The organism is Lentzea sp. CA-135723, assembly GCF_050936595.1.
In the GTDB taxonomy this organism is placed as follows: domain Bacteria; phylum Actinomycetota; class Actinomycetes; order Mycobacteriales; family Pseudonocardiaceae; genus Lentzea.
This window is the reverse complement of sequence record NZ_JBNJMK010000002.1, coordinates 1,730,084-1,757,057: the sequence shown is the minus strand read 5'-3', so window position 1 is coordinate 1,757,057 and position 26,974 is coordinate 1,730,084. Positions and strand designations below refer to the sequence as shown.

Annotated in this window: 25 protein-coding genes; 13 read left to right on the top strand and 12 right to left on the bottom strand. The window is 71.1% G+C overall.

Features of this window, described 5'->3' with window-relative positions:
- Positions 1–116 precede the first annotated feature (116 nt).
- Complete coding sequence (locus tag ACQEU1_RS44145; RefSeq protein WP_433216574.1) at positions 117–1,358, bottom strand: MFS transporter; 1,242 nt, start codon at positions 1,356–1,358, stop codon at positions 117–119.
- Positions 1,359–1,420: 62 nt separating this feature from the next.
- Here ACQEU1_RS44145 and ACQEU1_RS44140 point away from each other — a divergent pair, with 62 nt between their 5' ends.
- A complete protein-coding gene (locus tag ACQEU1_RS44140; protein WP_433216571.1) occupies positions 1,421–2,623 on the top strand; it encodes a molybdopterin molybdotransferase MoeA in 1,203 nt (400 codons plus the stop codon).
- Here ACQEU1_RS44140 and ACQEU1_RS44135 read toward each other — a convergent pair.
- Genes ACQEU1_RS44135 through pcaH form a run of 6 tightly spaced genes read right to left on the bottom strand, consistent with a single transcriptional unit; the run spans position 2,601 to position 7,587 of the window.
- The gene (locus ACQEU1_RS44135; RefSeq protein WP_433216568.1) at positions 2,601–3,689 is read right to left on the bottom strand and encodes a winged helix DNA-binding domain-containing protein; all 1,089 of its coding nucleotides are present in this window, start codon (positions 3,687–3,689) and stop codon (positions 2,601–2,603) included. The two genes, ACQEU1_RS44140 and ACQEU1_RS44135, sit on opposite strands and share 23 nt — an antisense overlap.
- Positions 3,690–3,723: 34 nt before the next feature.
- Positions 3,724–4,893, bottom strand: coding sequence for a 4-hydroxybenzoate 3-monooxygenase (locus ACQEU1_RS44130; protein WP_433216565.1), 1,170 nt, complete (start codon positions 4,891–4,893; stop codon positions 3,724–3,726).
- Positions 4,890–5,252, bottom strand: a complete 363-nt coding sequence (gene pcaC, locus ACQEU1_RS44125) for a 4-carboxymuconolactone decarboxylase (RefSeq protein ID WP_433216562.1) — start codon at positions 5,250–5,252, stop codon at positions 4,890–4,892. Before pcaC ends, ACQEU1_RS44130 begins: the two co-directional genes overlap by 4 nt.
- Position 5,253: 1 nt before the next feature.
- On the bottom strand, positions 5,254–6,366 hold the full coding sequence (locus tag ACQEU1_RS44120; RefSeq protein ID WP_433216559.1) for a lyase family protein: 1,113 nt from the start codon (positions 6,364–6,366) through the stop codon (positions 5,254–5,256).
- Positions 6,363–6,857, bottom strand: a complete 495-nt coding sequence (locus ACQEU1_RS44115) for a protocatechuate 3,4-dioxygenase subunit alpha (RefSeq protein WP_433216556.1) — start codon at positions 6,855–6,857, stop codon at positions 6,363–6,365. Before ACQEU1_RS44115 ends, ACQEU1_RS44120 begins: the two co-directional genes overlap by 4 nt.
- Positions 6,850–7,587, bottom strand: coding sequence for a protocatechuate 3,4-dioxygenase subunit beta (gene pcaH / locus ACQEU1_RS44110; RefSeq protein WP_433216553.1), 738 nt, complete (start codon positions 7,585–7,587; stop codon positions 6,850–6,852). The genes ACQEU1_RS44115 and pcaH overlap by 8 nt, the downstream gene beginning before the upstream one ends.
- 109 nt (positions 7,588–7,696) lie before the next feature.
- On the opposite strand from pcaH, the gene ACQEU1_RS44105 reads away from it, so the two are divergent.
- Both ACQEU1_RS44105 and ACQEU1_RS44100 read left to right on the top strand, forming a co-directional pair.
- On the top strand, positions 7,697–8,269 hold the full coding sequence (locus ACQEU1_RS44105) for a TetR/AcrR family transcriptional regulator (RefSeq protein ID WP_433216550.1): 573 nt from the start codon (positions 7,697–7,699) through the stop codon (positions 8,267–8,269).
- A gap of 240 nt (positions 8,270–8,509) precedes the next feature.
- Complete coding sequence (locus ACQEU1_RS44100) at positions 8,510–9,322, top strand: alpha/beta fold hydrolase (protein WP_433216547.1); 813 nt, start codon at positions 8,510–8,512, stop codon at positions 9,320–9,322.
- Here ACQEU1_RS44100 and ACQEU1_RS44095 read toward each other — a convergent pair.
- Positions 9,319–10,140 carry a cellulose-binding domain-containing protein gene (locus ACQEU1_RS44095; RefSeq protein ID WP_433216544.1) on the bottom strand — a complete coding sequence of 274 codons (822 nt, stop codon included), beginning with the start codon at positions 10,138–10,140 and terminating at the stop codon, positions 9,319–9,321. The genes ACQEU1_RS44100 and ACQEU1_RS44095 overlap by 4 nt on opposite strands.
- A 223-nt stretch (positions 10,141–10,363) precedes the next feature.
- On the opposite strand from ACQEU1_RS44095, the gene ACQEU1_RS44090 reads away from it, so the two are divergent.
- Positions 10,364–10,768, top strand: a complete 405-nt coding sequence (locus ACQEU1_RS44090) for a ribonuclease domain-containing protein (RefSeq protein WP_433216541.1) — start codon at positions 10,364–10,366, stop codon at positions 10,766–10,768.
- Positions 10,769–10,774: 6 nt separating this feature from the next.
- Here ACQEU1_RS44090 and ACQEU1_RS44085 read toward each other — a convergent pair whose 3' ends face one another.
- Complete coding sequence (locus ACQEU1_RS44085; RefSeq protein ID WP_433216538.1) at positions 10,775–11,905, bottom strand: PucR family transcriptional regulator; 1,131 nt, start codon at positions 11,903–11,905, stop codon at positions 10,775–10,777.
- A 162-nt stretch (positions 11,906–12,067) separates the two neighbouring features.
- On the opposite strand from ACQEU1_RS44085, the gene ACQEU1_RS44080 reads away from it, so the two are divergent.
- Entirely contained in the window at positions 12,068–13,849 is a 1,782-nt protein-coding gene (locus ACQEU1_RS44080) for an FAD-binding dehydrogenase (protein ID WP_433216535.1), read from the top strand.
- A 66-nt stretch (positions 13,850–13,915) separates the two neighbouring features.
- Here ACQEU1_RS44080 and ACQEU1_RS44075 read toward each other — a convergent pair whose 3' ends face one another.
- On the bottom strand, positions 13,916–15,847 hold the full coding sequence (locus ACQEU1_RS44075; protein ID WP_433216532.1) for a potassium transporter Kup: 1,932 nt from the start codon (positions 15,845–15,847) through the stop codon (positions 13,916–13,918).
- Between the two features lie 223 nt (positions 15,848–16,070).
- Between ACQEU1_RS44075 and ACQEU1_RS44070 the strand changes: the two genes are divergently transcribed.
- The 5 genes from ACQEU1_RS44070 (at position 16,071) to ACQEU1_RS44050 (ending at position 21,433) form a co-directional block, all read left to right on the top strand.
- A complete protein-coding gene (locus ACQEU1_RS44070) occupies positions 16,071–16,352 on the top strand; it encodes a metal-sensitive transcriptional regulator (RefSeq protein ID WP_433216529.1) in 282 nt (93 codons plus the stop codon).
- An 84-nt stretch (positions 16,353–16,436) separates the two neighbouring features.
- Positions 16,437–17,270, top strand: coding sequence for a hypothetical protein (locus ACQEU1_RS44065; protein WP_433216526.1), 834 nt, complete (start codon positions 16,437–16,439; stop codon positions 17,268–17,270).
- Positions 17,260–19,464, top strand: a complete 2,205-nt coding sequence (locus tag ACQEU1_RS44060; RefSeq protein WP_433216523.1) for a heavy metal translocating P-type ATPase — start codon at positions 17,260–17,262, stop codon at positions 19,462–19,464. Before ACQEU1_RS44065 ends, ACQEU1_RS44060 begins: the two co-directional genes overlap by 11 nt.
- A 64-nt stretch (positions 19,465–19,528) precedes the next feature.
- Positions 19,529–20,368: an SGNH/GDSL hydrolase family protein gene (locus ACQEU1_RS44055; protein ID WP_433216520.1), complete on the top strand. Its 840-nt coding sequence runs from the start codon at positions 19,529–19,531 to the stop codon at positions 20,366–20,368.
- A gap of 108 nt (positions 20,369–20,476) precedes the next feature.
- Positions 20,477–21,433 (top strand): class I SAM-dependent methyltransferase, encoded by a 957-nt coding sequence (locus tag ACQEU1_RS44050; RefSeq protein WP_433216517.1) that lies wholly within the window; start codon positions 20,477–20,479, stop codon positions 21,431–21,433.
- On the opposite strand, the gene ACQEU1_RS44045 is transcribed toward ACQEU1_RS44050, so the two are convergent.
- On the bottom strand, positions 21,405–21,953 hold the full coding sequence (locus ACQEU1_RS44045; protein ID WP_433216514.1) for a DUF4386 domain-containing protein: 549 nt from the start codon (positions 21,951–21,953) through the stop codon (positions 21,405–21,407). The two genes, ACQEU1_RS44050 and ACQEU1_RS44045, sit on opposite strands and share 29 nt — an antisense overlap.
- Before the next feature lie 63 nt (positions 21,954–22,016).
- Between ACQEU1_RS44045 and ACQEU1_RS44040 the strand changes: the two genes are divergently transcribed.
- The gene (locus ACQEU1_RS44040) at positions 22,017–24,575 is read left to right on the top strand and encodes an AfsR/SARP family transcriptional regulator (RefSeq protein ID WP_433216511.1); all 2,559 of its coding nucleotides are present in this window, start codon (positions 22,017–22,019) and stop codon (positions 24,573–24,575) included.
- Here the strand turns inward: ACQEU1_RS44040 and ACQEU1_RS44035 are convergent.
- On the bottom strand, positions 24,520–25,131 hold the full coding sequence (locus tag ACQEU1_RS44035) for a TetR/AcrR family transcriptional regulator (RefSeq protein ID WP_433216508.1): 612 nt from the start codon (positions 25,129–25,131) through the stop codon (positions 24,520–24,522). The two genes, ACQEU1_RS44040 and ACQEU1_RS44035, sit on opposite strands and share 56 nt — an antisense overlap.
- A gap of 72 nt (positions 25,132–25,203) precedes the next feature.
- Between ACQEU1_RS44035 and ACQEU1_RS44030 the strand changes: the two genes are divergently transcribed.
- Positions 25,204–26,061: a metal-dependent hydrolase gene (locus tag ACQEU1_RS44030; protein ID WP_433216505.1), complete on the top strand. Its 858-nt coding sequence runs from the start codon at positions 25,204–25,206 to the stop codon at positions 26,059–26,061.
- Entirely contained in the window at positions 26,061–26,972 is a 912-nt protein-coding gene (locus tag ACQEU1_RS44025; protein WP_433216502.1) for a PDR/VanB family oxidoreductase, read from the top strand. Before ACQEU1_RS44030 ends, ACQEU1_RS44025 begins: the two co-directional genes overlap by 1 nt.
- The last annotated feature ends 2 nt before the right edge of the window (positions 26,973–26,974 follow it).

Genomic DNA, 26,974 nt, shown 5'->3' with positions numbered 1-26,974 from the left:
CACGCAGGCGGGCCGGTCCGACCACACCTCGCCGGCGAGCACCGACGTGAGCTCCATCAGGCAGCACCCGTCGGCGGGCGTCTGGTGCCAGCCCCTGGCGAGCCGCGGCACCCGGCTCACAGCCGCGGCCTTCCCGGCTGCGACAGGTGTTTGCTCAGCACCGCGCCCGCGAGCCCCAGCACGCCGGCCGCGGTGAACGCGAACATCGGCCCCTGCGACGCCAGCACGACCGCCGCGATCAGCGCGCCCGCGGCCTTCGCCGTGTAGAGCACGCCGAAGTTCTGCGCGCCGTTGGTCTCGCCGAAGTACTCCCGGCTGACCCCCACCAGCAACGAGTAGCAGCACCCGGTGCCCAGGCCCGCGAGCGTGGCGCCGATGATCAGCCCCGCGACGTTCTGCGAGTACAGCAACACGAACTGCGCGAGCCCGCCCGTCGCGAGCGTCCAGACCAGCGCCCTGCGCCGCCCGATCCGCTCGGAGATCCACCCGACCAGCACCCGCCCGGTGCCGGTGGCCGCGGCGAGCGTCGCCAGCGCGACCACGCCCAGCGCCCGGTCCCCCACGAACAACGGCAGGTACACCAGGTCGTACAACGACACCGCCGCCGCGAACGCCACCCCGCCGTACAGCCACCAGAACGTGCCGCACCGCATGGCCTCGTGCGTGCGGAACTCCTTGAGCGCACTGCGGTTCGGCACCCGCGCCCGGTCCAGCGCCCACTCGCGCGGCGCGACGTCCGGCGGCCACCAGTGCTCGGGCGGATCCTTCATCACCGCACCCGCCGTCGCCGTGATGAGAGCGATGACAACGCCTGCCTGCCAAAGAAATTCCTGCCCGAAGAAGGCCCCGGCGGCCAGCACGAACGGCACCGACCCGTACGCGAACGCGCCGCTCACGAACGCGACCTTCCGCGTGACCTTCTCCGGATACCACCGGACGACGGTGCTCAGGCAGGTCGCGTAGACCAGCCCGGCCCCCACGCCGCCCAGGATCGAGTACCCGATCAGCTGCCCCTGCGCGAGCGTCACGAGCCCGGCCCCGCACAGCACCGCGCCGATCCACATGGCGCCGCTGGACGTGAGCCGCTTCTGCTCCCTGAGCCACGCCACCGGGAACGCCGTGCCCGCCTGGCACAACGTCCACAGGGCCAGCGCCCAGAACAACTCCGGCACGCTCCACCGGTCCTGCAACTGCGGGATCAGCGCCCCGAAGCCGTACTGCCCGACACCGGCCGCGAGCATGGCCGCCCAAGCGGCCCACAACACGGTGCGGCGAGAGCGCCCGGACACCTCGACGTCGGTCTCCCCCACCCGGTAGAGCCTGCCGACGTGATCACGGACATAAGTCGCGACTGGCATGCCCTTCACCCCGTCCCGAGGATTGCATACAGTATCCGGTAGGCTATACCACGGGAGCCCTGATGAACATGCCCTGGAAGCTCGCCCGCCAGACGGCCCGCGCCGCGGCCAAGCCGCTGGACGCGGCCGAACTCCCCCTGCCCGACGCGTTGGGCCTGGCCCTGGCGTCGGCCGTGCGGGCGTTGGCGAGCCAGCCGACCTGCGACACGTCGGCGATGGACGGGTACGCCGTGTGCGGGCCGGGGCCGTGGACGGTGGTGGGGCGGGTGGCGGCGGGAGAGCCGGAGCCGCGGGTGGTGCTGCGGCCGGGCGACGCGTTCGGCGTGGCGACGGGGGCTCCGGTTCCGGCGGGCACGGAGTCAGTGGTCCCGGTGGAGCACTGCTCTGCCGACGGCACGACGCTGCACCACACCTCCGGTGCGACAGATGCCTGTGAGCCGCCACCAGGCACCTCACATCTCTCCTCCGCACCGCCACAGCCGCTCGGCAAACACATCCGCCGCCGCGGCGAGGACTGGTCGGCGGGCGACGAACTCATCCCTTCTGGCTCTCTCATCACACCCGCCGTCCTCGGCCTCGCCGCTGCCGCAGGCCACGACACCCTGCTGGCCCACCGACGGCCGAGGGTCGCCGTGATCGTCACCGGCGACGAACTCCTCCGGTCCGGCCCACCCGCCCCGGGCCGGGTCCGCGACGCCATCGGCCCGCTGCTCCCCGGCCTCCTCACCCGCGCCGATCTCCTCGGCACCACCTACCTGCGCGACGACCCGTCCGCACTCAAAGACGCCCTCACCTGCGACAACGCCGACGTCCTGGTCACCTGCGGCGCCACCTCGAAGGGTCCGGCCGACCACCTGCGCGGCGTTCTGGCGGACCTGAAGGCGGAGATCCTGGTCAGCGGCGTCGCCTGCCGGCCCGGTCACCCGATGCTGCTCGCCGCGCTCCCCGACGGCCGGTGCGTCGTCGGGCTGCCCGGCAACCCGTTCGCCGCCTACGCCGCCGTGCTGACCCTCCTGCACCCACTCCTCGACGCGCTCGGCGGCCACACCCCCGGGCCGGAGATCACCGCTCGTCTCGACAACCCCGGCGCTCACCCCCGGGACACCCGCCTGGTCCCGGTCACGCGAGCAGGCGGCGGGGTGACACCGGTGGGCCACGACCAGCCCGGGTCGTTGTGGGGTGCGGCCTTGGCGGACGTGCTCGCGGTCGTGCCGCCCGGCTACGAGGGCGGGGAGGTCGAGCTCATTTCCGGGAGCGCCAGCTGACCTTCGACGAACCCGACTCCGGTGCGTCCTTCACGACCGTGCGCACCGGCAGGCCGAGGAAGTCGCCGAAGCGTTCCACGTGCGCGGCGAGGCGGTCGACGTCGAAGCCGGGCAACGGCCGCAGCTCCACGTCCACCGAGGTCTTCTTCATGACCCGGCGCCACAGTCCGGCGATCTGGCCGTCCTCGATGATCGTCGCGTAGAACATGCCGTTGTACGTGGAGATCGGGATCTCGTCGTAGCGGCCGAAGAACGCGGCGCGGTCCTTGTAGCCGATCACCAGCTCGTCGTAGGCGGGCACGATGAACGCGCCGGAGCCCGGCGTGAGGTCCGGCGGCAGCCAGTACTCCTTGCCGTCGACCACCTCGGACACCAGCGACGACTTCACGGCGTCCAGGCCGCGCGACGCCTCGCGGACGCCGATGCCGCACCAGTTGGCGAAGTCCGCCAGGGTCGCCGGGCCGTGGCTGCCGAAGAACCGCCCCGCCAGCACGGCCAGTGCCTCGTCGCCGTCGAGAGAGCGCTGAGCGGGCGCCCACTCGTCCAGCAGCACGAAGGTCTGCTCCTTGCCGCGCGGCGGGCCCGGCACGACGAGGCCCTCCTGGGCGAGGTGGATGAACGTGAAGTAGCTCTGCTGCCGGTCGTCCGGGATGCCGACGCCCGCCATCAGGTCGATCATCTCGCGCCTCGTCAGGCAGCCGCCGCCGGTCAGCGCCTCGACGAAGGTCTTGCGCGCCAACGACATCAGCTCGGGCGTCATGTGGTGGTACGCCCACGCCTTCGGGGTGAGGCGGGCCAGATCGCGCGCGCCGAAGAGGCCCAGCATCCACCGGACGTCCTCGGCCAGGACGTAGTGGATCGTGCCGCGCATCAGCCAGGTGCGGACGACACGCCCCGACTGCAGGGCCTCCTCGACGTCGGCGATCCGGGCCGAGTCGGTGCGCAGGCCGATCGCCCAGAGCGACTGGCCGTAGTCCTGGCCCTGCATCGCGCCGAGCGAGCGCACGACGTCCTCCGCCGACTGGAGCCGCCCGATGTTGCCGAGGCGCAGCGCCGCGATGTCCATCGGGCCAGCATGGCCGACCGCGCTCCAGCCTCGCTCAAGCGGGCCGGCAGCCGGTGTAGCCCTCCGCGAGGAACTTCGAGCCGGCGGTGGACCCGGTCACGGACCCCAGCTCGCCGAGCTGCCGGCGCACGTCGAAGTCCGACGCCTCGGGCAACGCGTGCAGCATCGTCGTCATCCAGTACGAGAAGTGCTGCGCCTTCCACACCCTGGCGAGCGCGCGCGGCCCGTACTCGTCCAGCGCGTCCCCGTCGTTCTTGAGCAACGCGCGTTCGATCACCTCGCTGAGCACGCGCACATCGGCGAGCGCCAGGTTCAGCCCCTTCGCCCCGGTCGGCGGCACGGTGTGCGCGGCGTCCCCGGCGAGCAGCAGGTTGCCGTGCCGCATGGGTTCCGCGACGAACGACCGGAAGCGCAGCACGGTCCGCTCGGTGATCGGGCCCTCCTTGAGGGTGAACCCGTCCGGCCCGGCGACCCTGGCCTGGAGCTCCTCCCAGATCCGGTCGTCGGACCACCGCGCGGCGTCGGTCCCCGGGTCGCACTGGAAGTACATGCGCTGGTGCGTCTCCGTGCGCTGGCTGATCAGCGCGAACCCGCGCGGCGAGTGCGCGTACACCAGTTCGTCGGCGCTGCGCGGTGCCTGCGTGATGATCCCGAACCAGGCGAACGGGTACTCACGCCGGCTGTGCGTGCGCAACGCCTCCGGCACCTGCTCGCGGCAGATCGACCGCGACCCGTCCGCCCCGACGAGCAGGTCGCACCGCACCTCCTGGCGCACCCCGTCGGCATCGACGAACCTGATCGCGGGCTCGGCGATGTCGACCGACGTGTCGCTGACGCCGAACCGCACGTCGCCGCCGTCGCGTTCGCGCGCATCGGCGAGGTCGACGAACACGTCGGTCTGCGGGTACAGCCACACCGACTCGCCCACCAGCGCGCGGAAGTCGATCCTGTGGCTCTCGCCGCCGAACCGCAGGTCGATCCCCTCGTGCGGATGCCCGTCCCGCAGCACCCGGTCCGACACGCCGGTGTCCACCAGCAGCCGTGCGCTGTCGGCCTCCAGGATGCCCGCCCGCACGGTGTTCTCGATCTCCGTCCGGGTTCTGTTGTCGACAACAACGCTGTCGATCCCGTTGAGCGACAACAGGTGCGACAACATCAACCCCGCAGGGCCCGCCCCGACGATCCCGACCCGCGTGCGCGTCACGACTGCTCCTCCCGCAACACCTGCCGCGCCACCGAGAACGCGTGGTTGGCCGCGGGAACCCCGCAGTAGATCGCACTCTGCAAGATCACCTCGGCGATCTCGTCCTGACTCAGCCCGTTCCGCACCGCGGCGGCGACGTGCAGCTTCAACTCGTCCCAGTGGCCGCGCGCGATCAACGCCGTCAACGTGATCGCGCTCCGCGTCCGCCGGTCGAGCCCCGGCCGCGTCCACACCTCGCCCCACGCGTACTTCGTGATGAACTCCTGGAAGTCGCGCGTGAAAGCGTCCGGTGCGGCCCGGTCGACGTGCGCGTCCCCCAGCACCTCGCGCCGAACCTTCATGCCGTCGTCGTAAGACACGTCACCGACTCCCCTTCCACCGCTGCACCACACCGTCCACGAACGTCTCCGCCAGGCCGAGGTAGGACGCCGGATCCGTGCCACCGCCCCGTTCCGCCAGCAGCTCCCCCGCGGCCTCGGAGGCCCGGCGCGCCATCACGTCCGCGTGCACCTCCAGCCCCTCCACCAGTTCGGCGGCCTGGGACGACGCCACCACCGCCAGCTCCAGCAACGCCCGCAGCGCCGGCCACTCCGCGTGCCACGCGCCGTCCGGCCGTTCGTCCACGGCCCGCGCCGCGCAGAGGTGCAGCTGCGCCCCGAGCCCGGGAGCCCGCAGAGCCGCGCTGTTCACCAGCACCGACAGCACGGGGTTCCGCTTGTGCGGCATGGTCGACGACCCGCCGCGGCCCGCGACGGCCCCCTCGCGCACCTCACCGATCTCCGGCCGTCCCAGCGTCAGCAGGTCCGCCGCCACCACCCCGAGCGCGTCGCAGACCCGCACCACCGCGTCGCCGAGCCGCGTGACCGGCGCGCGGTAGGTGTGCCAGGGCATCCCCGGCCAGACCAGGCCCAGCGAAGCGGCGAACGCCGGCACAGCAGCAGGTTCGGCCACCCGCGACAACGTCCCGGCGGCACCACCGCACTGCACGGGCAACGAACGCGCCACGGCGTCCAGCTCGTCGAGCGAGTCCAGCACACCGGCCAGCCAGCGGGCGGCCTTCAGCCCGAACGTGATCGGCACGGCGAACTGGGTCAGCGTCCGGCCCGCCATCACGCTGGACCGGTGCTCGATCGCCAGCCAGGCGAGCGCGGCGGCCACCCGGCGGAGATCGGCCGAGACCCGTTCCAGCGCACCACGTGCGAGCAGCATGAAGGCCGTGTCCAGGACGTCCTGGCTGGTGAGTCCGGTGTGGATGGTCACGGAAACCCGCGCGCGCAAGGCCTTCACCAGCGGCAGCACGGGATTGCCCGCGGCCTCGACCTCCACCGGGTCCAGCGACGGCACCCAGTCGCCCAAGTCGAGCTGCGAACCGAGCACCTCAGCCCACGCGACCTCGACGGCGAGCATCGCCCGCACGAGGGCGGCGTCGTCGAGGAGGCCGGCGGCGCGATGAGATCCGGGGAGCACGGTCACGTCCGCGGGAACTTGAAGAACACGGTCTCGGACGGTCCCTGCAGGTGGATGTCGAACCGCAGCCGCCCGTCCGGTTCCCGCACGGCGACCAGTCCGTCGACGGCGCCTTCGGCTCCCGGCAGGTAGATGCGCGTGAACAACCGGTCGAGCAGGCCGCGGGCGAACACCGTCACCGCGAAGAACGGCAGGCCGGGTTCCACCGTGCTGAACCAGTAGTGGCCGGCGCCGTCCGTGCAGGACCGGCCCCACCCGGTGAACCCGGCGCCCCGCCGCCGTAACGAGCCTCCGACGCGCGGCACGACACCGGCCGCGTCGGCCTGGCGGATCTCGATCATCGCGTCCGGCACGACGGCACCGTCACCGTCGTGCACGTAGCCGTGCAGCACCACGGATCCCGCCGAGCCGAACGGCACGAGTTCGGAGTCGCCGGGGAACGCCAGGGCGTGGTGGAAGAACGGGCCCACGGTTTGGCCGGGAGTCGAGTCAGTCATCGGACGGCTCCAGGTAGGTCGCGTGGCTGCCGGTCAGCACGATGTCCCAGCGGTAGCCGAGCAACCACTCGTGCTCCGACTGCGCGTGGTCGTAGGAGGCGATCAACCGCGCCAGGGCGGCGGGGTCGGTGATCGACTGGGCGATCGGGTCCAGCGCCAGCAGCTGGTCGCCGGGGAAGTACATCTGCGTGATCAGCCGTTGGGTGAAATCGGTGCCGAACAACGAGAAGTGAACGTGCGCAGGTCTCCAGGCGTTGTGGTGGTTGCGCCACGGGTACGGGCCGGGCTTGATCGTGGTGAACGAGTACCAGCCGTCGTCGTCGGTCAGGCAGCGGCCGACGCCGGTGAAGTTCGGGTCCAGCGGCGCCGGGTGCTGGTCGCCTTGGTGCGAGTACCGGCCGGCGGCGTTGGCCTGCCAGATCTCCACGAGCTGGCGGCGCACCGGACGGCCGTCGCCGTCGAGGACGCGGCCGTGCACGCGCATGCGCTCGCCGATCGGCTCGCCGCCGCGCTGGATCGTCAGATCGGACTCGACCGCGTCCACGTCGGAGTGCCCGAAGACCGGCGCGAGCAGCTCGGCGCCCTCGGGGTCGGCGTGCCGCGGCTCCTTGGTGGGGTGGCGCAGGAGCGTGCTGCGGTACGGCGCGAAGTCCAGCAGCGGCGCACCTCCCGGTGAGTCGGCCTGGATCTTCGCGATCTCGTCGCTGATCTCGTGCTGGCTGGCTGTCACGTGATCGAACGCTAGGCAAGCGACCCCGCCCGAGTCGATGGCGCTTTCCATCCAACGGAAAGGACGGCGTTCACTTGACGCGACCGAGACGACCGCTCATATTGGCGGTATGCCCAGGGCAAGTGTGCGAGAGCAGATCGTCGACGCCGCGTTCGAGCAGTTCCACCGGCACGGCTACAACGCGTGCGGGGTCAAGCTGATCACCGACAGCGCCGGCGTGCCGAAGGGCTCGTTCTACAACCACTTCGAGAGCAAGGAAGCACTCGCTCTCGTGATCATGGACCGCTACGGCGAGACCCGGCACCTCAACCTGCTCCGCACGGCGGGCACCCCGCCGCTCACCAGGCTGCGCGACCACTTCGAGGCGCTCGCGAGCGACATCGAGGACGTCGGCTACGAACGCGGCTGCGTCTTCGGCAACTTCAGCACCGAGGCCGCGGACCACATCCCGGCCATCCGCGAGGGCGTCAAAGCCGCCTTCGACCACTGGGCGGACGCGATCGGGGCCGTCATCCACGAGGCCCAGGCGGACGGGTCGCTGAGGACCGCCCAGGGCGCGAGCACGCTGGCGAGGTTCGTGCTGAACGCGTGGGAGGGCGCCATCGTCGGCGAACGCGCGGCCAAGGACGGGGCGTCGTTCGGCGCGTTCTTCACGGTCGTCTTCGGCACCCTCCTGCACTGAGACCGCAGCCCTGCGGCCGGCAACGGCTGCTGGAGACACCTACCAAGCGCCTCTCCACCGGCGACGAAGCGCCGGCGGCGGCCATCGCGAGCCGCGGCGAACGCGTCGCGCCGACTCCGCGCACGCCGCACCCCGCACCCCGCACCCCGCACCCCGCACCCCGCACCCCGCACCGACCCAATATGACCGATCGTCTCAACCCCCTTGACGCAATCCAAGACGACCGGTCATATTGAACCCATGAGCGACATCAACCCGAGGTTCCGCACCATCGACGGCCTGTCCGTCCGCTACGCCGTGAGCGGCGGCGCCAAGCCCGCCGCACTCCTGCTCAGTCCGTGGCCCGAGAGCATCTACGCTTACGACGCGACCTGGGCGAGGCTCGCCGAGCACGCGAGCCTGATCGCGGTCGACCTGCCCGGCTTCGGCCACTCCGAACTGCGCGAGGACCTGCTGTCCCCCAGCCGGATGGGCGACTTCCTCCTGAAAATCGCCGACGCCTTCGAGCTCGACCGGCCGCACGTCGTCGCCCCCGACGTCGGCACGAGCGCCTCCCTGTTCGCCGCCGCACGGGCGCCGGAACGCTTCCGCAGCATCGTGACCGGCAGCGGCGGCGCCACGTCACCGACCGATCTCGGCTCCCCGCTGCACGACTGGGTCCACGACGAGGACCTGGCGCCGTACCGCGCACTGGGCCCGAAGGACGTGGTGAACGTCGCCATGGACGCCATCGAGGGTTACGAACTGCCGGACGAGGTGCGGCAGGACTACCTCGCCGCGTACCAGGGCCAGCGGTTCGTCGAGCAGATGGCGTACGTGCGCGCCTACCCCGCTGAACTGAAGGAACTCGGCAAGCTCCTGCCCACCATCACCACGCCCGTCCAGCTGATCAACGGCGAGCGCGACGCCGTCGTCCCGGTCTCCAACGCCGAGTTCCTGCACGGCGAACTGCCTGACAGCAAGCTCGACGTCGTCGACGCCGGGCACTTCGTCTGGGAGGAGAACGCCGGCGAGTACGCCAGGATCGTCACCACCTGGTGGCAGCAGCACTAGCCGGTGGTGCAGGCGGCGCCGTTCACGCTGAACGAGGCGGGCGGCGAGGTCGGCCCGGTCGCGGCGCCGTTGAAGCCGAACGTCACCGAGCCGTCCTTGACGATCAACGCGTTGTAGGCCGCGTTGGTCACGCTCACCTCGGCGCCGGACTGGGACACCGTGCCGTTCCACAGCTGCGACACGGTCTCGCCGCCGTCGTAGCGCCACTTCACCGTCCAGCCCTCCACCAGCGCGCCGCTGACGTTGCGGACGGTCACCTCGGCCTGGAAGGCGCCGGCCCAGTGGCTGGTGATCCGGTAGACCACGACGCACGTCGAGGGAGGGGGCGGGACGGCGGACGAGGACGGCGGCTGGGCGGCCGCGGAAGGACAGTCGCCCTGGGCCCACAGGCCGAGTTTCGCCTGGGAGGCCTTGGTCTCCGCCTCGACCAGCGGGCCGCCGTCCACACCGGAGGTCCGCAGGAAGCCGTACTGCACGGCGAGCAGCGCGTAGTCGGTGCCGTCGGCGAGCGCCAGCGAGATCTCGCCCGGCGTGATGCTCCGCACCCGTACTTCCTTGTCCAGCAACGTCTTCGTGGCGAAGTCGGTGGCCGCGGCCGCCGCGCAGGCGGAAGGTTCGGCCAGGCGCGCGATGCGGGCGCGGGTGCCGTCGGCGAGCTCGACGGTGCGGCCGTCCACAACGGTCCGGACCTTTGTGGACGGTTCGCTCTCCGCGGAGGAGGAGACTCGCGGTGCGGGGAAGGGCCTGCCGTCCTGCGGGGCCGTGCACCCGGCCACGAGCAAGGTCAACAGCACCACCAAGTGCTTCCGTGCTGCCATTGGACAAATCTATCGGCGGAGGCAGCGTCCGCAATCGGCTGTTCGGCGTTGATCAACTCGGGCGTTCAGAGTCGTCACGGCTTCGAGGCGCGCGGGACGTCACGGAGTGTGCGAGCGTGAGCTGACCACAGTTGCGCGGATGGTTCCCTGCCGTTCATCAGCTCGTGGTGATCAACAGAAAGGATCGCAGACGTACCTCGTTCCCTGCCGATGGAGGTCTGAAGTGCAATCCCTGCAGCCACGTCGTTTCCTCGCGGCGCTCGCCGTCGTCGCGTCCGTGCTCGGTCTGGCCACGGTCGTCGCGCCCGCCGCGGACGCCGCCGTCTACAGCTCCTGCACGCAGTCGCGCTGCGCGGCCGCCCGCGACGTCAACACCAAGTGGAGCCAGCGCGGCTACCCGAGCACGCGCGGCTGGGTCAGCGGCTGGCCGAACGGCCAGTGCAACTACGCCGGTGGCGTGCACCAGAACCGCGAGGGCCAGCTCCCGGCCGGCCACCGCTACCTGGAGTTCGACGTCTACCCGCGCGCGTGCGGCGCTTCCCGGGACGCGTACCGGATCATCGTCGACCGCACCGCCGGCACGGTTTACTTCTCCCCGGACCACTACGCGAACTTCTACCGCCTCTAGAGGGCTTCACCTGGCGCTGCGGTCGAGCCACGACCGCAGCGCCCACCAGGTGTGCAGCGTCGCCAGCACGTGTGAACGTCCGCCATCTGGGTTCTCGCCCAGGTCGGCGCCGGTCAGCTCCACCAGCCGGTCGAGCCGGTACCGCACGGTGTTCGCGTGGATGTGCAACGCCGTGGCCGTCGCGCTGAGCCGCCCGCCGTTGTCGAGGTAGCACAACGCCGTCACCACCATCTCGTGGTGGAAGGTGCTCTTCGGGTCCAGCTGGCCCAGCAACGAGTCGGCCAGCGTCCCGGCCAGTCCCGGGAACGCCGCGAGAGCGGTCTCACCGGCGAGGTCGGTCAGGAGCTGGACGCCCAGTGAGACCCCCGCCGCCGCCAAAGCCTGCGTGCACAACGAATACGTCCCGCGCAACGCCTTCACCGCGGTGGCCGGCGACACCACGAGCAGGTCGTCCGACCACGACGGCAGCACGTGCGTGAGCCCCGCCAGCCGTCCCTCGACCAGCCCGTACACGCCGCCGAACACCTGCAGCCGTTGCTCCAGCGTCCGCGCGTGGCTGGGATCGGTCACCCCGGACACCACGCAGTGGTAGCGCCCGTCCGGACGCAGCCCTGCCCGCGCGAGCTCGGAGGCGTCCGGGAACTCGCCGGACACCAGCAACCGCCGCAGCACCTGGGCGTTCAGATCGCGGGCCGTGCGGGAGAGTTGCAGCTCGGCAGTGTGGTAGCCGCTGATGATGTGGCGTTCCACCGCACCGACGTAGTGGTCCAGGTTGATCATGAAGTCCAGGATCGTGCCGTCGTCGACCCCCAGCGACCGCGCGAGCTCGACGGCCGCCCTGATCAACTCGGTGCGCCCGGCGTGCACCCCGCGCAGCAACCCCGCCATCGACACGCCCTGAGCGGCGCGATCGGCTCCCAGCGCCAGGGCGGCCGAGAAGTCGCCGTCGTCCGGCGTGCCACCGCGTTCGAGGTGAGCGATCCCCTCCGTCAGCAGGAACGCGATGTGCCGGCGGTTCTCCTCCGCGGGGAGCCGGGCGACCTCCGGCGAGTTGCCGCGCGCCGCGTCGACGACCCGTTCGACCACCTTGTCGTCGGCGGCGACGGCTTCGAGCACCTGGCGGACCATCGCGGACATACCCGGCACAGCGCCTCGCAAACCCCACGTTGTGTGACGGCCACAACACAGCCGTCGCCGTTTGGTGGCGGGACCCTATCCCCCGCTCTCCGGTTACTGGTTAGTTGCTTTACGCGAGAGTAATTCGCGTTGGCACCACCCTTCAACGAGGAAGGCCCTGGGATGTCGGACCGGAACATCAGCCGCCGCAACCTCCTCGCCGCGAGCGGCGCGATCGGCGCCATCGCCGCGAGCGGGACGCTGGGGCAGGCAGTCGCCGGGGCGGCGCCGAGAGTCGACGCGGACGTGATCGTCATCGGACACGGTCTCGCCGGTCTCGTCGCGACCTCCGAACTGGCCGCCGCGGGCCGCAAGGTCCTGCTGCTCGACCAGGAACCCGAGGCCAGTCTGGGCGGACAGGCCTTCTGGTCGCTCGGCGGCCTCTTCTTCGTGAACTCGCAGGAACAACGCACCGCCGGCATCAAGGACTCCCTCGAGCTGGCGCGCGCCGACTGGTTCAACACGGCGGGCTTCGACCGCGGTGTGAACGATCCCCTCGGCGAGGACTACTGGGCCTCGAGGTGGGCGGAGGCGTACCTGAACTTCGCCGCCGGCGAGAAGCGCGACTGGCTCTACGGGCTCGGCGTGCGCTGGGTCCCGATCGTGGGCTGGGCGGAACGCGGCGGACAGCTCGCCGACGGGCCCGGCAACTCGGTGCCGCGCTTCCACATGACGCTCGGCACCGGCCCCGGCGTGATGGAACCGTTCGAGAAGAAGGTGCGCGACGCGGTCCGCGACGGCAAGGTCACCTTCAGGTTCCGGCACCAGGTCGACGGCCTGATCACGAGCAACGGCGCCGTCACCGGCGTGCGCGGCAGCCTGCTCGAGGCCAGCAGCGCGGCCCGCGGCACCCCCAGCTCCCGCACCAAGGTCGGCGACTTCGAGCTGTACGCGCCGATGGTCGTCGTCACCTCTGGCGGCATCGGCGCGAACCACGACCTGGTGCGCCGCAACTGGCCCGCGCGCCTCGGCCCGGCACCGCAGCGCCTCGTCACCGGCGTCCCCGCGCACGTCGACGGGCGGATGCTGGCGATCACCGAGCTGGCCGGCGGGCGCCTGGTGAACCGCGACCGCATGTGGCACTACACCGAGGGCATGATCAACCACACGCCGATCTGGCCAGGCCACGGCATCCGCGTGCTGGCGGCGCCGTCGTCGCTGTGGCTCGACGCCCGCGGCAAGCGCTTCCCCAACCCTGGCATCCCGTCGCTGGACACGCTCGGCACGCTGGAGCTGATCGGCAAGTCCGGGTACGACTACTCGTGGTTCGTGCTCAACAAGAAGATCATCGACAAGGAGTTCGTGCTCTCCGGTTCCGAGCAGAACCCGGAGATCACCGCCAAGAACCTCATCGCCTACCTCGCGATGCGCCTGCTGAACAGCACGCCGCCGCCGGTGAAGGCGTTCATGGACAAGGGCGTCGACTTCGTCATCAAGAACAACCTCCCGGACCTCGTCGCCGCGATGAACGCGCTCACCGGGCAGAACCTGATCAACCTCGACGACCTGCGCCGGCAGATCACCATCCGCGACCAGCAGGTCGACAACCCGTTCTCCAAGGACGTCCAGGTCATGGGCATCCGGAACTCCCTGGCGTACAGCGGGGACAGCCTCGCCCGCACGGCAGGGCTGCACAAGCTGCTCGACGCCGGCTCCGGCCCGTTGATCGCGATCAGGATGAACATCCTGACCCGCAAGACGCTGGGCGGCCTGCAGACCGACCTCACCGGCCGGGTGCTCGGCTCGAACGGCCAGCCGATCCGCGGCCTGTACGCGGCGGGCGAGGTGGCCGGGTTCGGCGGTGGCGGCGTGCACGGCTACCGCGCGCTCGAAGGGACGTTCCTCGGCGGCTGCCTGTTCTCCGGGCGGGCTGCGGGCCGTGGCGCGGCCGCCGAAAGCGCCTAGCGGGCCCACGTTCACGGGGTCTGCGGTCTCCCCTGTTGACCGCAGGCCCCGCACCACGTCTCTTGCCTAGACGTCGATGTGCGCGCCCATGATCACCGTGCGCTCGCGGGGCAACCCGAAGTGCTCGGCGGCGTCCGCCGTGATGTACGAGGTGGCGATGAACAACCGCTTGCGCCACGCGGCCATCGTGCGCCGCGACCCGCGTTGCAGCTCGATCTTCGACAGGAAGTAGCGCGCCTCGCCGAGGTTCAGCACGCCCTCGGTCCGCGCGGGGTCGAGCAACGCGAGCGCCGCGGGCACGTCCGGGGTCTCCATGTACCCGAAGTGAGCGCTCACGTGGAAGATGCCGTCGTCGCCGTAGCCGAGCTCGTCCACCTCGACGCGGTTCTCCCGCGCCACCCGCGGTACCGGCAGCGTCTCGATCGACACGATCACCACCCGCTCGTGCAACACGTGGTTGTGCTCCACGTTGGCCCGCATCGCGAGCGGCGCGGTCTCCTTGCCGCGGTTGAGGAACACCGCGCAGCCCGGCACCCGAGCCGGCTGCTGCCGGTGCAGCTCCTCGATGAACTCCTGCAACGACCCCTCGGCCTCCCGCCGGGCCTTCGTCACGATCGCCCGCCCGCGCTGCCAGGTGGTCATCACCGTGAACGCCGTGAGCCCGATCAGCAACGGCAACCACGCGCCGTGCAACAACTTCGTCAGGTTGGCCGCGAGGAACAGCAGGTCCACGCCGAGCAGCACGACGCACCCGAGCCCGATCGCCCAGGCGGGCGCCCCGAACCGCACCCGAGCGATGAACAGGAACAACGTCGTGGTGATCGTGATCGTCCCGGTGACGGCCATGCCGAACGCGAAGGCGAGCGCCGCCGACGTCCGGAACGCGAACACCAGCGTCAGCACCGACACCAGCAGCACCCAGTTGATCCACGGCACGTAGATCTGGCCCATCGTCGACTCCGACGTGTGCGCGATCCGCAACCGGGGCAGGTACCCGAGCTGCGCGGCCTGCGACGCCACCGAGTAGGCCCCGGTGATCACCGCCTGCGAAGCGATCACCGTGGCCGCCGTCGCCAGCACCACCATCGGCCACCGGGCCCACTCGGGCACCAGCAGGAAGAACGGCCCGCTGATGTTCGCGGGGTCGTCCAGGATCAGCGCCCCCTGCCCCATGTAGCTGAGCACGCAGGCCGGGAACACCAGGAACAACCACCCGCGGGCGATCGCCGACCGCCCGAAGTGCCCCATGTCCGCGTACAGCGCCTCGGCACCGGTGACCGCCAGCACGACGGCCGCCAACGCGAAGAACGCGATGTCGAAGTGCCCGAACAAGAACCCGAGCGCGTAGGTGGGCGACAACGCCAACAGGATCTCCGGATGCCCCGCGATCCCCTTGATCCCAGCGGCCCCGATGACGGTGAACCACAGGATCATCACGGGCCCGAAGAACCGCCCGACCGCGCCGCTCCCCCGCCGCTGCACCAGGAACAGCCCCACGATGATCACCGCGGTGATCGGCACGACGAACCGCTCCAGCTCGGGCTCGACGACCTTCAGACCCTCCACGGCGGACAACACGGAGATGGCGGGCGTGATCATGCTGTCCCCGAAGAACAACGCGGCGCCGAAGATCCCCAGCGCGGCCAGCACGCCCGCGGCCTTCCGCCCCTGCTTGGCCTTCCACCGCCGCAACAGGGTGATGAGGGCCATGATCCCGCCCTCACCGTCGTTGTCCACCCGCATGGCCAGCAACACGTACGTCACCGTCACCACGACCGTCACCGACCAGAAGATCAGCGACACGACCCCGTAGACGTTGTCGACGCTGACCGGCACCGGGTGGGGGTCGGCGGGGTTGAACACGGTCTGGATCGTGTAGATGGGGCTGGTCCCGATGTCGCCGAACACCACCCCGAGCGCCCCGACGACCACGGCCAGCCGAACCGTGTCGCGCGCGAGCTTCTGCCGCGACGGTCCAGAGACCTGCTGTTCAGCCACGTGCACCCCCTAGACCGCCGGTTGCCCGCAAGATAGCCGCGCACCCCTCGCCACGCTCAGCACGACCGGGTGATCTTTACGCGTTCCTGACGCGGGCCGGCGAGGCGTGGTGACGTGCTCCACCTTTGACATACCCATACCCCCCTAGGGTATAAAGACGGAGCGCCTCCGCACCCCCGGCATCACCAGCCGGCCGCGCGGCAGGCCGGAGAAGGAGCGAGACATGCACGGCTACGCCAACACCAAAGACGCCCACCTGCGCCGCCTCCGCCGTATCGAGGGCCAGGTCCGCGGCTTGCAGCGGATGATCGAGTCGGACGAGTACTGCATCGACGTGCTCACCCAGATCTCCGCGGCGACCAGGGCGTTGCAGGCGGTCTCACTGGGGCTGCTCGACGAGCACCTCAAGCACTGCGTGAGCCAGGCCATCACCGAAGGCGGTTCCACGGCCGACGCGAAGATCGCGGAGGCCAGTGACGCCATCGCCCGCCTGGTCCGCTCCTGATTCCACGAAGGAGTTCCCCATGAGCGAGTCCGTCCACATCGTGACCAGCGCCGTCACCGAGGCCGGCTACGAACTGGCCCCGCGATGAACACCGCGACCAAGGTCACCCTGTACGGCGTCGCGCTGGCCGCGATCTTCGGCGGCACCTGGGCCGCGGGCGCGGCCGCCGGCCCACCCGAGACGCCACCACCCGCGCACACCGAAGCACACGACACCCACGAACAAGCGCCGTCACAGCTCCCACCAGGACTGTCCGTGTCGGACAACGGCTACACCCTCAGGCTGGACGAGACCAAGCCGGGCACCTTCCACATCGAGGGCCCGGACGGGAACCCCGTCACGAAGTTCGCCGTAGAACACGAAAAACGCCTGCACCTGATCGCGGTGCGCCGAGACGGCTCGAACTTCCAGCACGTGCACCCGCAGATGGCCGAGAACGGCACGTGGACCGTGCCGCTGACATTCCCGGAACCGGGCAGCTACCGCGTGTTCGCCGACTTCAGACCGGAATCCGGCCCCAAAACGACTCTGGGCGCAGACGTCCAGGTCGCAGGCGACTACGAGCCACGCCAACACCCGAACAGCCGGACGTTCACAGTCGACGGTTACGAGGTGACCCTCAAGGGCGACCTCGACGCGAACGCCGCGTCGACCGTCGAAATCGACATCGCCAAGGACGGCAAACCGGTCACGGACCTGCAGGACTACCTGGGCGCCAAGGGACACCTGGTGGCGCTGCGGGCGGACGACCTGGCCTACCTGCACGTCCACCCGGAGCAGTCCGGCCAGGTGAAGTTCGCGGTGGAGGTGCCGACCGCCGGCAAGTACCGGCTGTTCCTGGACTTCAAGCACGGCGACACGGTCCGCACGGCCGAGTTCACGCTCACAACGCACGAGGAGGGCGGTCATGGCCACTGACACCATCGAGATCTCGATCGGCGGCATGACCTGCGCCTCCTGCGCCGCGAGGATCGAGCGCAAGCTCAACAGGCTCGACGGCGTGGAGGCCTCGGTCAACTACGCCACCGAGAAGGCACGGGTCAGCTACGCGGGCGACCTGACCCCCGAGGACCTGGTGAAGGTGGTCGAGGACACCGGCTACACCGCCGAACTCCCCGCCGCGGCAACCGAAGCCGCCCCGGAGACCGACCCGGCGAGGACGCTGCGGGACCGCCTGATCACCTCGGCCGTCCTGTCGGTGCCGGTCGTCGCCCTCGCGATGATCCCGGCGCTCCAGTTCACCTACTGGCAGTGGCTCTCGCTGGCACTGGCCGGACCGGTGGTCACGTACGCCGCGTGGCCGTTCCACAAGGCGGCGTGGACGAACCTCCGGCACGGCGCCGCCACCATGGACACGCTGATCTCGCTGGGTGTCGGCTCGGCGTTCCTGTGGTCGCTCTACGCGCTCTTCCTCGGCACCGCGGGCATCCCCGGCATGACACACGGGTTCACGTTCACCATCGAGCGCAGCGCCGGGACCGGGAACATCTACCTCGAGGTCGCGGCGGGCGTCACGACGTTCATCCTCGCCGGGCGCTACTTCGAGGCACGGTCCAAGCGGCGGGCCGGCGCGGCGCTGAAGGCGTTGCTGGAGCTCGGCGCCAAGGACGTCGCGGTGCTGCGGGACGGCGGGGAGACCCGGATCCCGACCGGTGAGCTGAAGGCCGGCGACAGGTTCGTCGTGCGGCCCGGCGAGAAGATCGCCACGGACGGGGTCGTCGAGGAGGGCACCTCCGCGGTCGACGCGAGCATGCTCACCGGCGAGTCGGTGCCGGTGGAGGTCGGGCCCGGCGACGCCGTGGCCGGTGCGACGGTCAACGCCGGCGGACGGCTCGTCGTCAGGGCCACCCGGATCGGGGCGGACACCCAGCTCGCGCAGATGGCGCGGCTGGTCGAGGACGCGCAGAACGGCAAGGCAGAGGTGCAGCGGCTGGCCGACCGGATCTCGGCGGTGTTCGTGCCGATCGTGATCGCGCTCGCCGTGGGCACCCTCGGGTTCTGGCTCGGCACCGGCGGTGGCGCCGGGGCGGCGTTCACGGCGGCGGTGGCGGTGCTGATCATCGCCTGCCCGTGCGCGCTGGGTCTCGCGACGCCGACCGCGTTGCTGGTCGGCACGGGGCGGGGTGCGCAGCTCGGCATCCTGATCAAGGGGCCGGAGGTGCTGGAGTCCACCCGCCGCGTCGACACCGTGGTGCTCGACAAGACCGGCACGGTGACCACGGGCCAGATGAGCCTGGTGAGCGTTCACATCGCCGACGGCGAGGACGAGACCGAGGTCCTGCGGCTCGCCGGGGCGCTGGAGAACGCCTCCGAGCACCCGATCGCCAGGGCCGTCGCCGCGGCGGCCGGGGACGTGCCGGAGGTCGAGGACTTCCGCAACGTCGAGGGCCTGGGCGTGCAGGGCGTGGTGAACGCTCACGCGGTGCTCGTCGGCCGCGAACGCCTGCTCACCGACTGGAGCGTCCAGCTCGACGAGACGCTCCGCGCCGCCAAGGACCGGGCCGAGCGGCAGGGACGCACGGCGGTGCTGGTCGCGTGGGACGGCAAGGCGCGCGGTGTGCTGGTCGTCGCCGACACGGTGAAGCCCACCTCGAAGGAGGCCGTCGGAGCTCTGCGCGCGCTCGGGCTGCGTCCGGTGCTGCTGACCGGCGACAACAGGGCCGCGGCGGAGGCGGTGGCGGCCGAGGTCGGCATCGACGAGGTCGTCGCAGAGGTGCTGCCGGCCGACAAGGTCGACGTCGTGAAGCGCCTGCAGGACGAGGGCGGGGTCGTCGCCATGGTCGGGGACGGCGTGAACGACGCCGCCGCGCTCGCCCAGGCCGACCTCGGCCTCGCCATGGGCACCGGCACGGACGTGGCGATCGAGGCCGGCGATCTCACGCTGGTGCGCGGTGACCTGAGGGCCGCCGCCGACGCCATCCGGCTCGCCCGGCGCACGCTCACCACGATCAAGGGCAACGTGTTCTGGGCGTTCGCGTACAACGTCGCCGCGCTGCCGCTGGCCGCGCTGGGCCTGCTCAACCCGATGATCGCGGGTGCGGCGATGGCGTTCTCGTCGGTGTTCGTGGTCAGCAACAGCCTGCGGCTGCGCGGCTTCCGCTGCCCCGGCTGACACGACCCTCACGGGCGGTTTCGTAGCCTCGGCACATCAGCTTCCCCGACAACGAGGAGCAGTTGTGCCGAGGTTCGCCCTGGTCGTGACGTTGCTGGTGGCGCTGGGAGCGTGCACCTCGACGCCACCGGAGCCGACCGCCGTGCCCGCGTCGTCCAGCACGCCACCACCGGAACAACAGGTGTACGTGTCGATCGGCGACTCCTACGCCACGGGCTTCGGCCCGAACGGCACCGGGGAGAGCTTCGCGCAGATCGTCGCGAAGCAGCAGAACCTCGAGCTGGTCAACCTGGCCTGCAACGGCGCCACCTCGGCCGATCTCGGCTCCAGACCCGCGTGCGGCCCCGACGCCGGCGGGAAGACCCAGCTCGACGCGGCCGTGGAGGCGGTGAAGGGCAGGAAGGTCGCCCTGGTCACGGTGGTGATCGGCGGCAACGACCTCACCCCGTGCGCGATCACACAGGACCCGCTGGACTGCGCGACCAGGACCGTCACCGGCATCCAGACCAACGTCGCGGGCGCGCTCGCCGAGCTGCGGGCGGCCGCGCCGGACGTCAAGATCGTCGGCCTGACCTACCCGGACGTGTTCCTCGGCGCGTGGGTGAACCCGTCGTTCCCCAACGGCAAGAACCTCGCGACGCTGTCGGTCACGATGTTCCAGGACTTCAACACGAAGATCGCGGCCCAGTACGGCAAGTTCGGCGCGAAGTTCGCCGACGTCACGAACGCGACCGGCGGGTACGGCGCGCTGACCGAGCTCACCCAGGACCCGAAGTACGGGCAGGTCCCTGCGTCCGTGGCCAAGGTGTGCGCGCTCACCTACTTCTGCGACCGCACCGACGTGCACCCGACCCCCGCCGGGCACCAGGCGATCGCCGAGGCCGTAACGGCAGCGGGTCGCTGAGAGACGAACCAGGGCAGGGTTCTCCGCGTATTACCCGAAAGACCCTGTTGATCAGCTCAGGCCTCTGACAGGCTCTGAACCCGTTGCCACAACGAGGAAGAGTGCTTGATGACCGTGCTCCCGCACACGACCGACGCCCTGCACCGGCTCAGCGACGCCGTCGACGGCTTCCTGCGCGGTGAGCGGGAGCTGAACCTCAGCGACCCGTCCGCGCACATGATGGTCGGCGGCCGCCTGCACGCGCTCGGCGTGCAGATCCACCACGCCGTGCGGACGGGGATCCCGGAGGAGGACGTCGCCGCGGTCGTCCAGCCCGCGCGGTCGGCTTGTGCGCGTTCACCTTTCATGCGCGACGAGAACGAATGGGCGCGCGGCTACCCCAGCGACTTCCGGCTGCTCGACCACGTCCTCGCGCAGAACGTCGAGGCGGCGCCGGGCACGCTCGGCTGGCACGTCGAGACGCACCTGCAGGGCGTGGCGATCACCCACCAGCTGCGCAACCGCGTCCTGCACCAGACCAGGCTCATCGGCGACACCCTGACCGCGCAGCGGGGCGGGCCCGTCTCGATCCTGCTGATCGCCTCCGGCACCGCACCGGACCTGCGCCGCATCCCGCCGAACATCGTGCGGCCCGGCGACAGGTTCGTGCTCACCGACGTCGACCCGGACGCGCTGGAGCTCGCGGAACAGCGGCTCGGTCCGTTGCGCGACGCCACGACCACCTTCAGCGGCAACGTGTTCCGCGCGATCCCGAAGATCGCCGAGCAGGGGCCGTACGACCTCGTGCTGGTCAACGGCCTCTACGAGTACCTCAACGACCGCGCGGCCGTGCGGCTCACCGAGGCCGTGCTGACGAGGCTCCTCCGCCCCGGCGGGCTGTTCCACTTCTCCAGCCTCACCGGCGGCAACCCGTTCCGCTACGCGCTCGAGTACCTGATGGAGTGGCAGCTCATCGAACGCGACGAGCAGGCCGTGCGCGCGCTGCTGCCGGGGTGCGACGTCCAGGTGGGCCACGACCAGACCGGGCTGGCGCTGCTCACGCACGTCCGGACGCGGCGGGGCTGACCCCGGGACTCTGGCGGAACCCCTTCACCAGCAACCACCCGGCCAGCACCATCTCGTTGAGCGCGAGCGGCACGAACAACGCGCCGGCCTGGGTCTGCGAGAGCACGCCGAGCAGCACGAGCACGGCACCGGCCAGGTAGGGCACGACGGCGATGAGGGCCCACACCGAGATCCACCGGGGCACGAGCCTCGACCGGAACAGCAGGACGTTGAGGAGCCCGACGCTCACGCAGAAGTAGATCGCGCCGGCGTGGCCCCACACCTCGTCGGTGTGAACGTGCGCAAGCGGGGCGATGGCCGACATCAGGAAGACGACCTCTAGGGTCCTGGCGACGACGTAGCCCATCGCCAGGCCCTCGCCGTGGGGTTTGAGGACCGGGAACAACGTCGGCGCGATGAACGCGATGGCCACGGCCATCACGAACACCATCACTCCCCGGGTCGTGCCCTGGGTGGCGGCGCTGACCACGCCCGCGGCCGTTGCGGTGACGAAGAGGGAACCAACAACACGTGCTGTCATGCCGCAGAGGCTCGCTGGCCTCGGTGTGCGTTCGGTGTGCGTGCGGTGTGTGAGAATTCGCCGGTGCGGATCGGGCTGCTCGGTGGTGTCCGCGCCACCACCGACGACGGCGAACCTGTCGACATCGGTTCGCCCAGGTCGCAGGTGGTGCTGGCGGCCCTCGCGCTCGCGCCGGGGGCGGCGTTGCCGGTACCGCGGTTGATCGACCTCGTGTGGGGTGACGCGCCGCCGTCCACCGCTCCCAAGGCCTTGCAGTGGCACATCGCGCAGCTGCGGAAGTCGCTGGGTGCCGACGTGATCGCGACCGTTGGCGCGGCTTACCGGCTTGAGGTGCCCACGGACGTCGCGCTGTTTCTTGAGCACGTTCACAACGGCGACGTCGCGGCGGCCGTGGCGGCCTGGGGCGGGATGCCGCTGGCCGGGCTGGCGGCGCCGGGGCTGGACGCGGCCGTCGCCGGGCTGGTCGAGGAGTGGCTGAACGCCGTCGAGGCCGACCTCGCGCGCCGGGTGGTGGCTTCGCCGGGGGCGGTGGTCGGCGAGCTGTCGGCGTTCGTGGCGGAGCACCCGACCAGGGAGGGGCTCGCGGCGCTGCTGATGACGGCGCTGTACCGGACCGGGCGGCAGGCCGACGCTCTCGCGGTGTACCAACGGGTTCGGCGGCACCTGGTCGCGGAGCTCGGGGTGGAGCCGGGGCCTGGGCTGCGGGCCGTCGAGCAGCAGGTGCTGGCGCACGTGCCGGTCTCGGCGCCGGTGATGATCGGCCGGGAGGCGGAACTCGCGGCGCTCGCGGAGGCGTTGCGGAGCGCGCCCGTGGTGACGCTGGTGGGGCCGGGCGGGATCGGCAAGACGCGGCTGGCGTCGACCGCCGGTGGGGCGTTCGTGTCTCTCGCGGAGATCACCTCGTCCGCCGACGTGCCGCAGGCGGTGGCGGACGCGCTGGGAATCGTGGCCCGGCCAGGGGTTTCCGTCGTGCAGGCCGTGGTCGCGGCCCGGCCTGCGTTGCTGGTGCTGGACAACTGCGAGCACGTGCTCGACGGGGCCGCCGCCTTCGCCGCCGCGGTGAGCTCGTCGGTCCGGGTGCTGGCGACCTCGCGGGAACGGCTTTCCGTGCCGGACGAACAGGTTGTCGTCGTGGAGCCGTTGAGCGCTGAGGCGAGCGTTGAGCTGTTCGACGTCCGGGCGCGGGCGGCTGATCCCGCGTACGCCGGAGACGCGGCGGTGGCCGAGCTGTGCCGCCGCCTGGACGGGATCCCGCTGGCCATCGAACTGGCGGCGGCACGGGTGCGCAGTCATCGGCCCGCCGACCTGCTGGACCGGCTGGACATCGGGGTGCGGCGGACGGGGGCCGCGCGGCACCGGACCGTGCGGGCGGCGATCCAGTGGTCGTACGACCTGCTGTCGGCGGACGAGCAGGCGTTGTTCTGCCGGCTCTCGGTGTTCGCCGCGCCGTTCGACCTCGGTGCGGTGGCGGACGACCACCTGATCGGCGACCTGGTCGAGCGGTCGGTGCTGACCGTCCACGACGGACTGTTCGGGCGGCGGTTCCGGATGCTGGAACCGTTGCGGCAGTTCGCTTCCTCACTGCTGCGGGACCGGGCCGCCGCGATGGACGAGCACGCCGGATGGTGTCTGCGGCAGGTGGCGCACGTCGGCGCGTTGCTGCGCGGGCCTGCCGAGGCCGAGGGGGTCGGGCGGCTCGCCGAGCTGTGGCCGAACCTGCGGGTGGCGGTCGAGTGGGCGTTCGAGTCCGGGAACCCGGAGCGGGCCGACGCGCTCATCCGGCCCGTGGTCACCGAGTTGCCGCTGCGCGGGCGCCGCGAGATCGGCGACTGGGCCGCGCGGCTCACCGGCGGGTTCTGGCTGATCTGGGTCGCCGAGCGGAACATCCAGGGGTCGAGCCCGGCGGCGTTGCCCGACGTCTCGGACGACCCGTTGAGCCGGTACGCGCGGGCGTACGCGTCCGGGGACGGCCCTGGGCTGGTCGCGTGCCTGCCGGAAGCCGTTGCCGCCGTGGAGGATCCGCACCTCCAGGGGTTCTTGGAGCTGATGCCGTCCGGGACGTTGATCGGGGCCGGGCGGTTCGGGCACGTCGACCACCGGGTCGCGGCGCTCGCCGGACGCTATCGGGTGAGCGGGCCGCCGACGCTGGCGCACTGGGCGTTGCAGACGCTCGGGTACAGCGCGATGTTCCAGGGACGCGAGCCCGACGAGTTCTTCGACGCGGCCGCGGACGTCGACCTGCCGCCGGGGACGTTGTCCGCCAACAAGACCACCGAGGCGCGGCGGGCGTTCCGGCGCGGCGACCTCGCCAAGGCGTTCGAGCTGCTGGGGGCGCACGTCGAGGAGCTGCTGGAGACCGGCAACGTGGTCGCGGCGAGCGTCGTGGCCGTCGAGTTCATCGCGATCACCCGCGAGAGCATGCCGGCCGAGGCGGCGAAAGTGCTCGGGTATCTCCAGCACGCCAACGACTTCGGCGCGATGGCGGCGGCGAGACTCGTTCACGGCCTGACCACCGATGCGTCCGGAATGGACGATCGAGAGGCGTTGAACTACATGCGCGCGGCTCTCAGCGCAGGCCGTGCGCGATCCGGGTCACGAACGCCGCCAGCCGGTCGGGCGTGAACTTCTCCGGGTCGGTGAGCACGAGCCGTCCGGACATCTCCGCCAGCGCCAGCATCGCGTGCCCGAGCAGGGCCGAGTCGAGGTCGTCGAGGCGGCCGAGCTCCTTCAGCCCCAGCGCGGCCAGGTCCTCGATCTGCGCCAGCACCCCGGCGCGGACGAGCTCGACCTGGGCGCGGAACTCGGCGGGCGTGCCCTCGGGCGGCAGCAGCACGAGCCGCCACCGGTCCGGCGCCTCCACCACGGCGTTCACGAACGCGCGGACGGCGTCGGCGAACGCGTCGTCCGGCGAGCGGGTGGCGAAGTCGGTGGGCAGCGCGGCGACGACCTGCTCGGTCGCGCGGCCGGCCTCGCGTTCGAGCAGGGCGCCGATGAGCTCGCCTCGGTTCGCGAACAGGTCGTAGAGCACGGGCTTGGTGACCTCGGCCCGCTTGGCCACCGACTCCATCGTCACGGTGTCGAAGCCGGCCGGGATGAGGCTCAGGGCGGCGTCCAGCAGCTGCTCGCGGCGCTGCTCGGGAGGCAGCCGGCGGGCGTACTTGCGACGCGTTGTGCTCACGCGACCATATTGCTACGGTGGCGTAGCTTTCACAAAGCTACGCAGGCGTAGTAATTGGCGGAGGTACTTGCGATGGAGCCGGACAACCTCGTTCTGCAGCCGCGCGACGTGCAGTTCGACTGGTCGACCCTGCCGATGCACTGGGTCCCGGACGAGCCGGTGACCACGCACGTCATGAACGTCCTGCACCTGCTGCTGCCGGAGGGTGAGCGGTGGTTCGTGCGCACGTTCCAGCAGGCCGTGCCGCTGATCACCGACGACACGCTGCGCGAGGACGTGCTCGGGTTCATCGGCCAGGAGGCGATGCACGCCGAGGCGCACAGCGAGGTCCTCGACCACCTGCTGGCGTGCGGCCTGGACCCGCGCCCGTTCACGCGCCAGATGGAGCACGTCTTCCAGCGGATCCTCGCGCCCACGCCGGGACTCACCGGGGAGAAGGCCCGTGAGCAGCTCGTCGAACGCGTCGCGATCGTCGCCGCCATCGAGCACTTCACCGCGTACCTCGGCGACTGGATGCTGAACGCCGACGCGCTCGACCGGGCGGGCATCCACCCGGTGATGCTGGACCTGCTGCGCTGGCACGCGGCCGAGGAGGTCGAGCACCGCAGCGTCGCGTACGACCTGATGTGCCACCTGGACCGCCGGTACGTGCGGCGCGCGCGGACGATGCTGCTGGTCGCGCCGGTGCTGTTCTGGCTGTGGGTGCGGGGCGCGCGGTTCATGGTGCGCGCCGACCGGACGACTCGGGTGCGGCTGACCTGGCGGGAGTCCATGCGGGCGGGACGGCGCGGGCTGCTGCCGAGGCTGTCGGAGATCTTCCGGGCGTTCCTGCGGTACTTCCACCCCGCGTACCACCCGCGGCAGGAAGGCTCGACGTCGCAGGCGATCGCGTACCTGGCGAGCTCGCCGGCGGCGCGGGAGGCGCACTGATGGCGCGAGGTTCCTCGTTGGACGGGCTCGCCCGGTTCGGCGCCTTCTACGACGCGGCCGTCACCCGGTTCGGCGGGCGGGCGCGGCCCGGCGTCGCCCGGGATGCCTTGTGGCTCACCGTTGTCGAACGTTCACAGGTCGCCGACGGTGTGGTCAGCCTGAGGTTCGGCGGCTGTGGACTGCCCGCCTGGCAGCCGGGGTGTCACGTCGACCTGCACCTGCCGTCCGGGCTGCGGCGCCAGTACTCGCTGTGCGGGAACCCGGCTGACGACACCTACCGGATCGCGGTGCGCGAGGTCGGTGCCGGGTCGCGGGAGGTGCAGGCGCTCCAGGTCGGCGACCGCGTCCAAGTGCGCGGGCCGCGCAACGCGTTCCCGTTCGCCGGGCTCGGACCCGTGGTGTTCGTGGCGGGCGGGATCGGCATCACCGCGATCCTGCCGATGGTGCACGCGGCGGCACGGGCGGGGCTCGACTGGCGGCTCGTGTACCGCGGGCGGTCGATGTCGGCGATGCCGTTCCTGGACGAGCTTCCCTCCGGCCCTGTGGACGTGCGCATCGGACGGGGTGCCGCGCTGCTCGTCGACGCCCAGCCGCGCGGGGCCGTGTACTGCTGCGGGCCGTCGTCGATGCTGGAGCAGGTGCGGGCCGAGTTCGCGTCGCGGTGGCTGCACTTCGAGCGGTTCAGCCCGCCGCCGATCGTGGACGGAAGGCCGTTCGCGGTCGAACTGCGCCGCAGCGGGGTGACCCTCGACGTGCCGGCCGACCGGTCGGCGCTTGACGTGATCAGGGACTTCCGGCCGTCCGTCGCCTACTCGTGCCGGCAGGGGTTCTGCGGCACGTGCGACGTCGGCGGCGTGCGGATCTGCGTGGACCGGCCTGCCGGCGACCGACTCGTGTTGGAGGAACTGTGAAG

Coding starts and splice junctions, on each gene's coding strand:
- ACQEU1_RS44145 (WP_433216574.1), bottom strand. CDS start 1,358: ATGCCAGTCGCGACTTATGTCCGTGATCACGTCGGCAGGCTCTACCGG.
- ACQEU1_RS44140 (WP_433216571.1), top strand. CDS start 1,421: ATGAACATGCCCTGGAAGCTCGCCCGCCAGACGGCCCGCGCCGCGGCC.
- ACQEU1_RS44135 (WP_433216568.1), bottom strand. CDS start 3,689: ATGGACATCGCGGCGCTGCGCCTCGGCAACATCGGGCGGCTCCAGTCG.
- ACQEU1_RS44115 (WP_433216556.1), bottom strand. CDS start 6,857: ATGACTGACTCGACTCCCGGCCAAACCGTGGGCCCGTTCTTCCACCAC.
- ACQEU1_RS44105 (WP_433216550.1), top strand. CDS start 7,697: ATGCCCAGGGCAAGTGTGCGAGAGCAGATCGTCGACGCCGCGTTCGAG.
- ACQEU1_RS44100 (WP_433216547.1), top strand. CDS start 8,510: ATGAGCGACATCAACCCGAGGTTCCGCACCATCGACGGCCTGTCCGTC.
- ACQEU1_RS44095 (WP_433216544.1), bottom strand. CDS start 10,140: ATGGCAGCACGGAAGCACTTGGTGGTGCTGTTGACCTTGCTCGTGGCC.
- ACQEU1_RS44085 (WP_433216538.1), bottom strand. CDS start 11,905: ATGTCCGCGATGGTCCGCCAGGTGCTCGAAGCCGTCGCCGCCGACGAC.
- ACQEU1_RS44080 (WP_433216535.1), top strand. CDS start 12,068: ATGTCGGACCGGAACATCAGCCGCCGCAACCTCCTCGCCGCGAGCGGC.
- ACQEU1_RS44070 (WP_433216529.1), top strand. CDS start 16,071: ATGCACGGCTACGCCAACACCAAAGACGCCCACCTGCGCCGCCTCCGC.
- ACQEU1_RS44065 (WP_433216526.1), top strand. CDS start 16,437: ATGAACACCGCGACCAAGGTCACCCTGTACGGCGTCGCGCTGGCCGCG.
- ACQEU1_RS44060 (WP_433216523.1), top strand. CDS start 17,260: ATGGCCACTGACACCATCGAGATCTCGATCGGCGGCATGACCTGCGCC.
- ACQEU1_RS44050 (WP_433216517.1), top strand. CDS start 20,477: ATGACCGTGCTCCCGCACACGACCGACGCCCTGCACCGGCTCAGCGAC.
- ACQEU1_RS44045 (WP_433216514.1), bottom strand. CDS start 21,953: ATGACAGCACGTGTTGTTGGTTCCCTCTTCGTCACCGCAACGGCCGCG.
- ACQEU1_RS44030 (WP_433216505.1), top strand. CDS start 25,204: ATGGAGCCGGACAACCTCGTTCTGCAGCCGCGCGACGTGCAGTTCGAC.
- ACQEU1_RS44025 (WP_433216502.1), top strand. CDS start 26,061: ATGGCGCGAGGTTCCTCGTTGGACGGGCTCGCCCGGTTCGGCGCCTTC.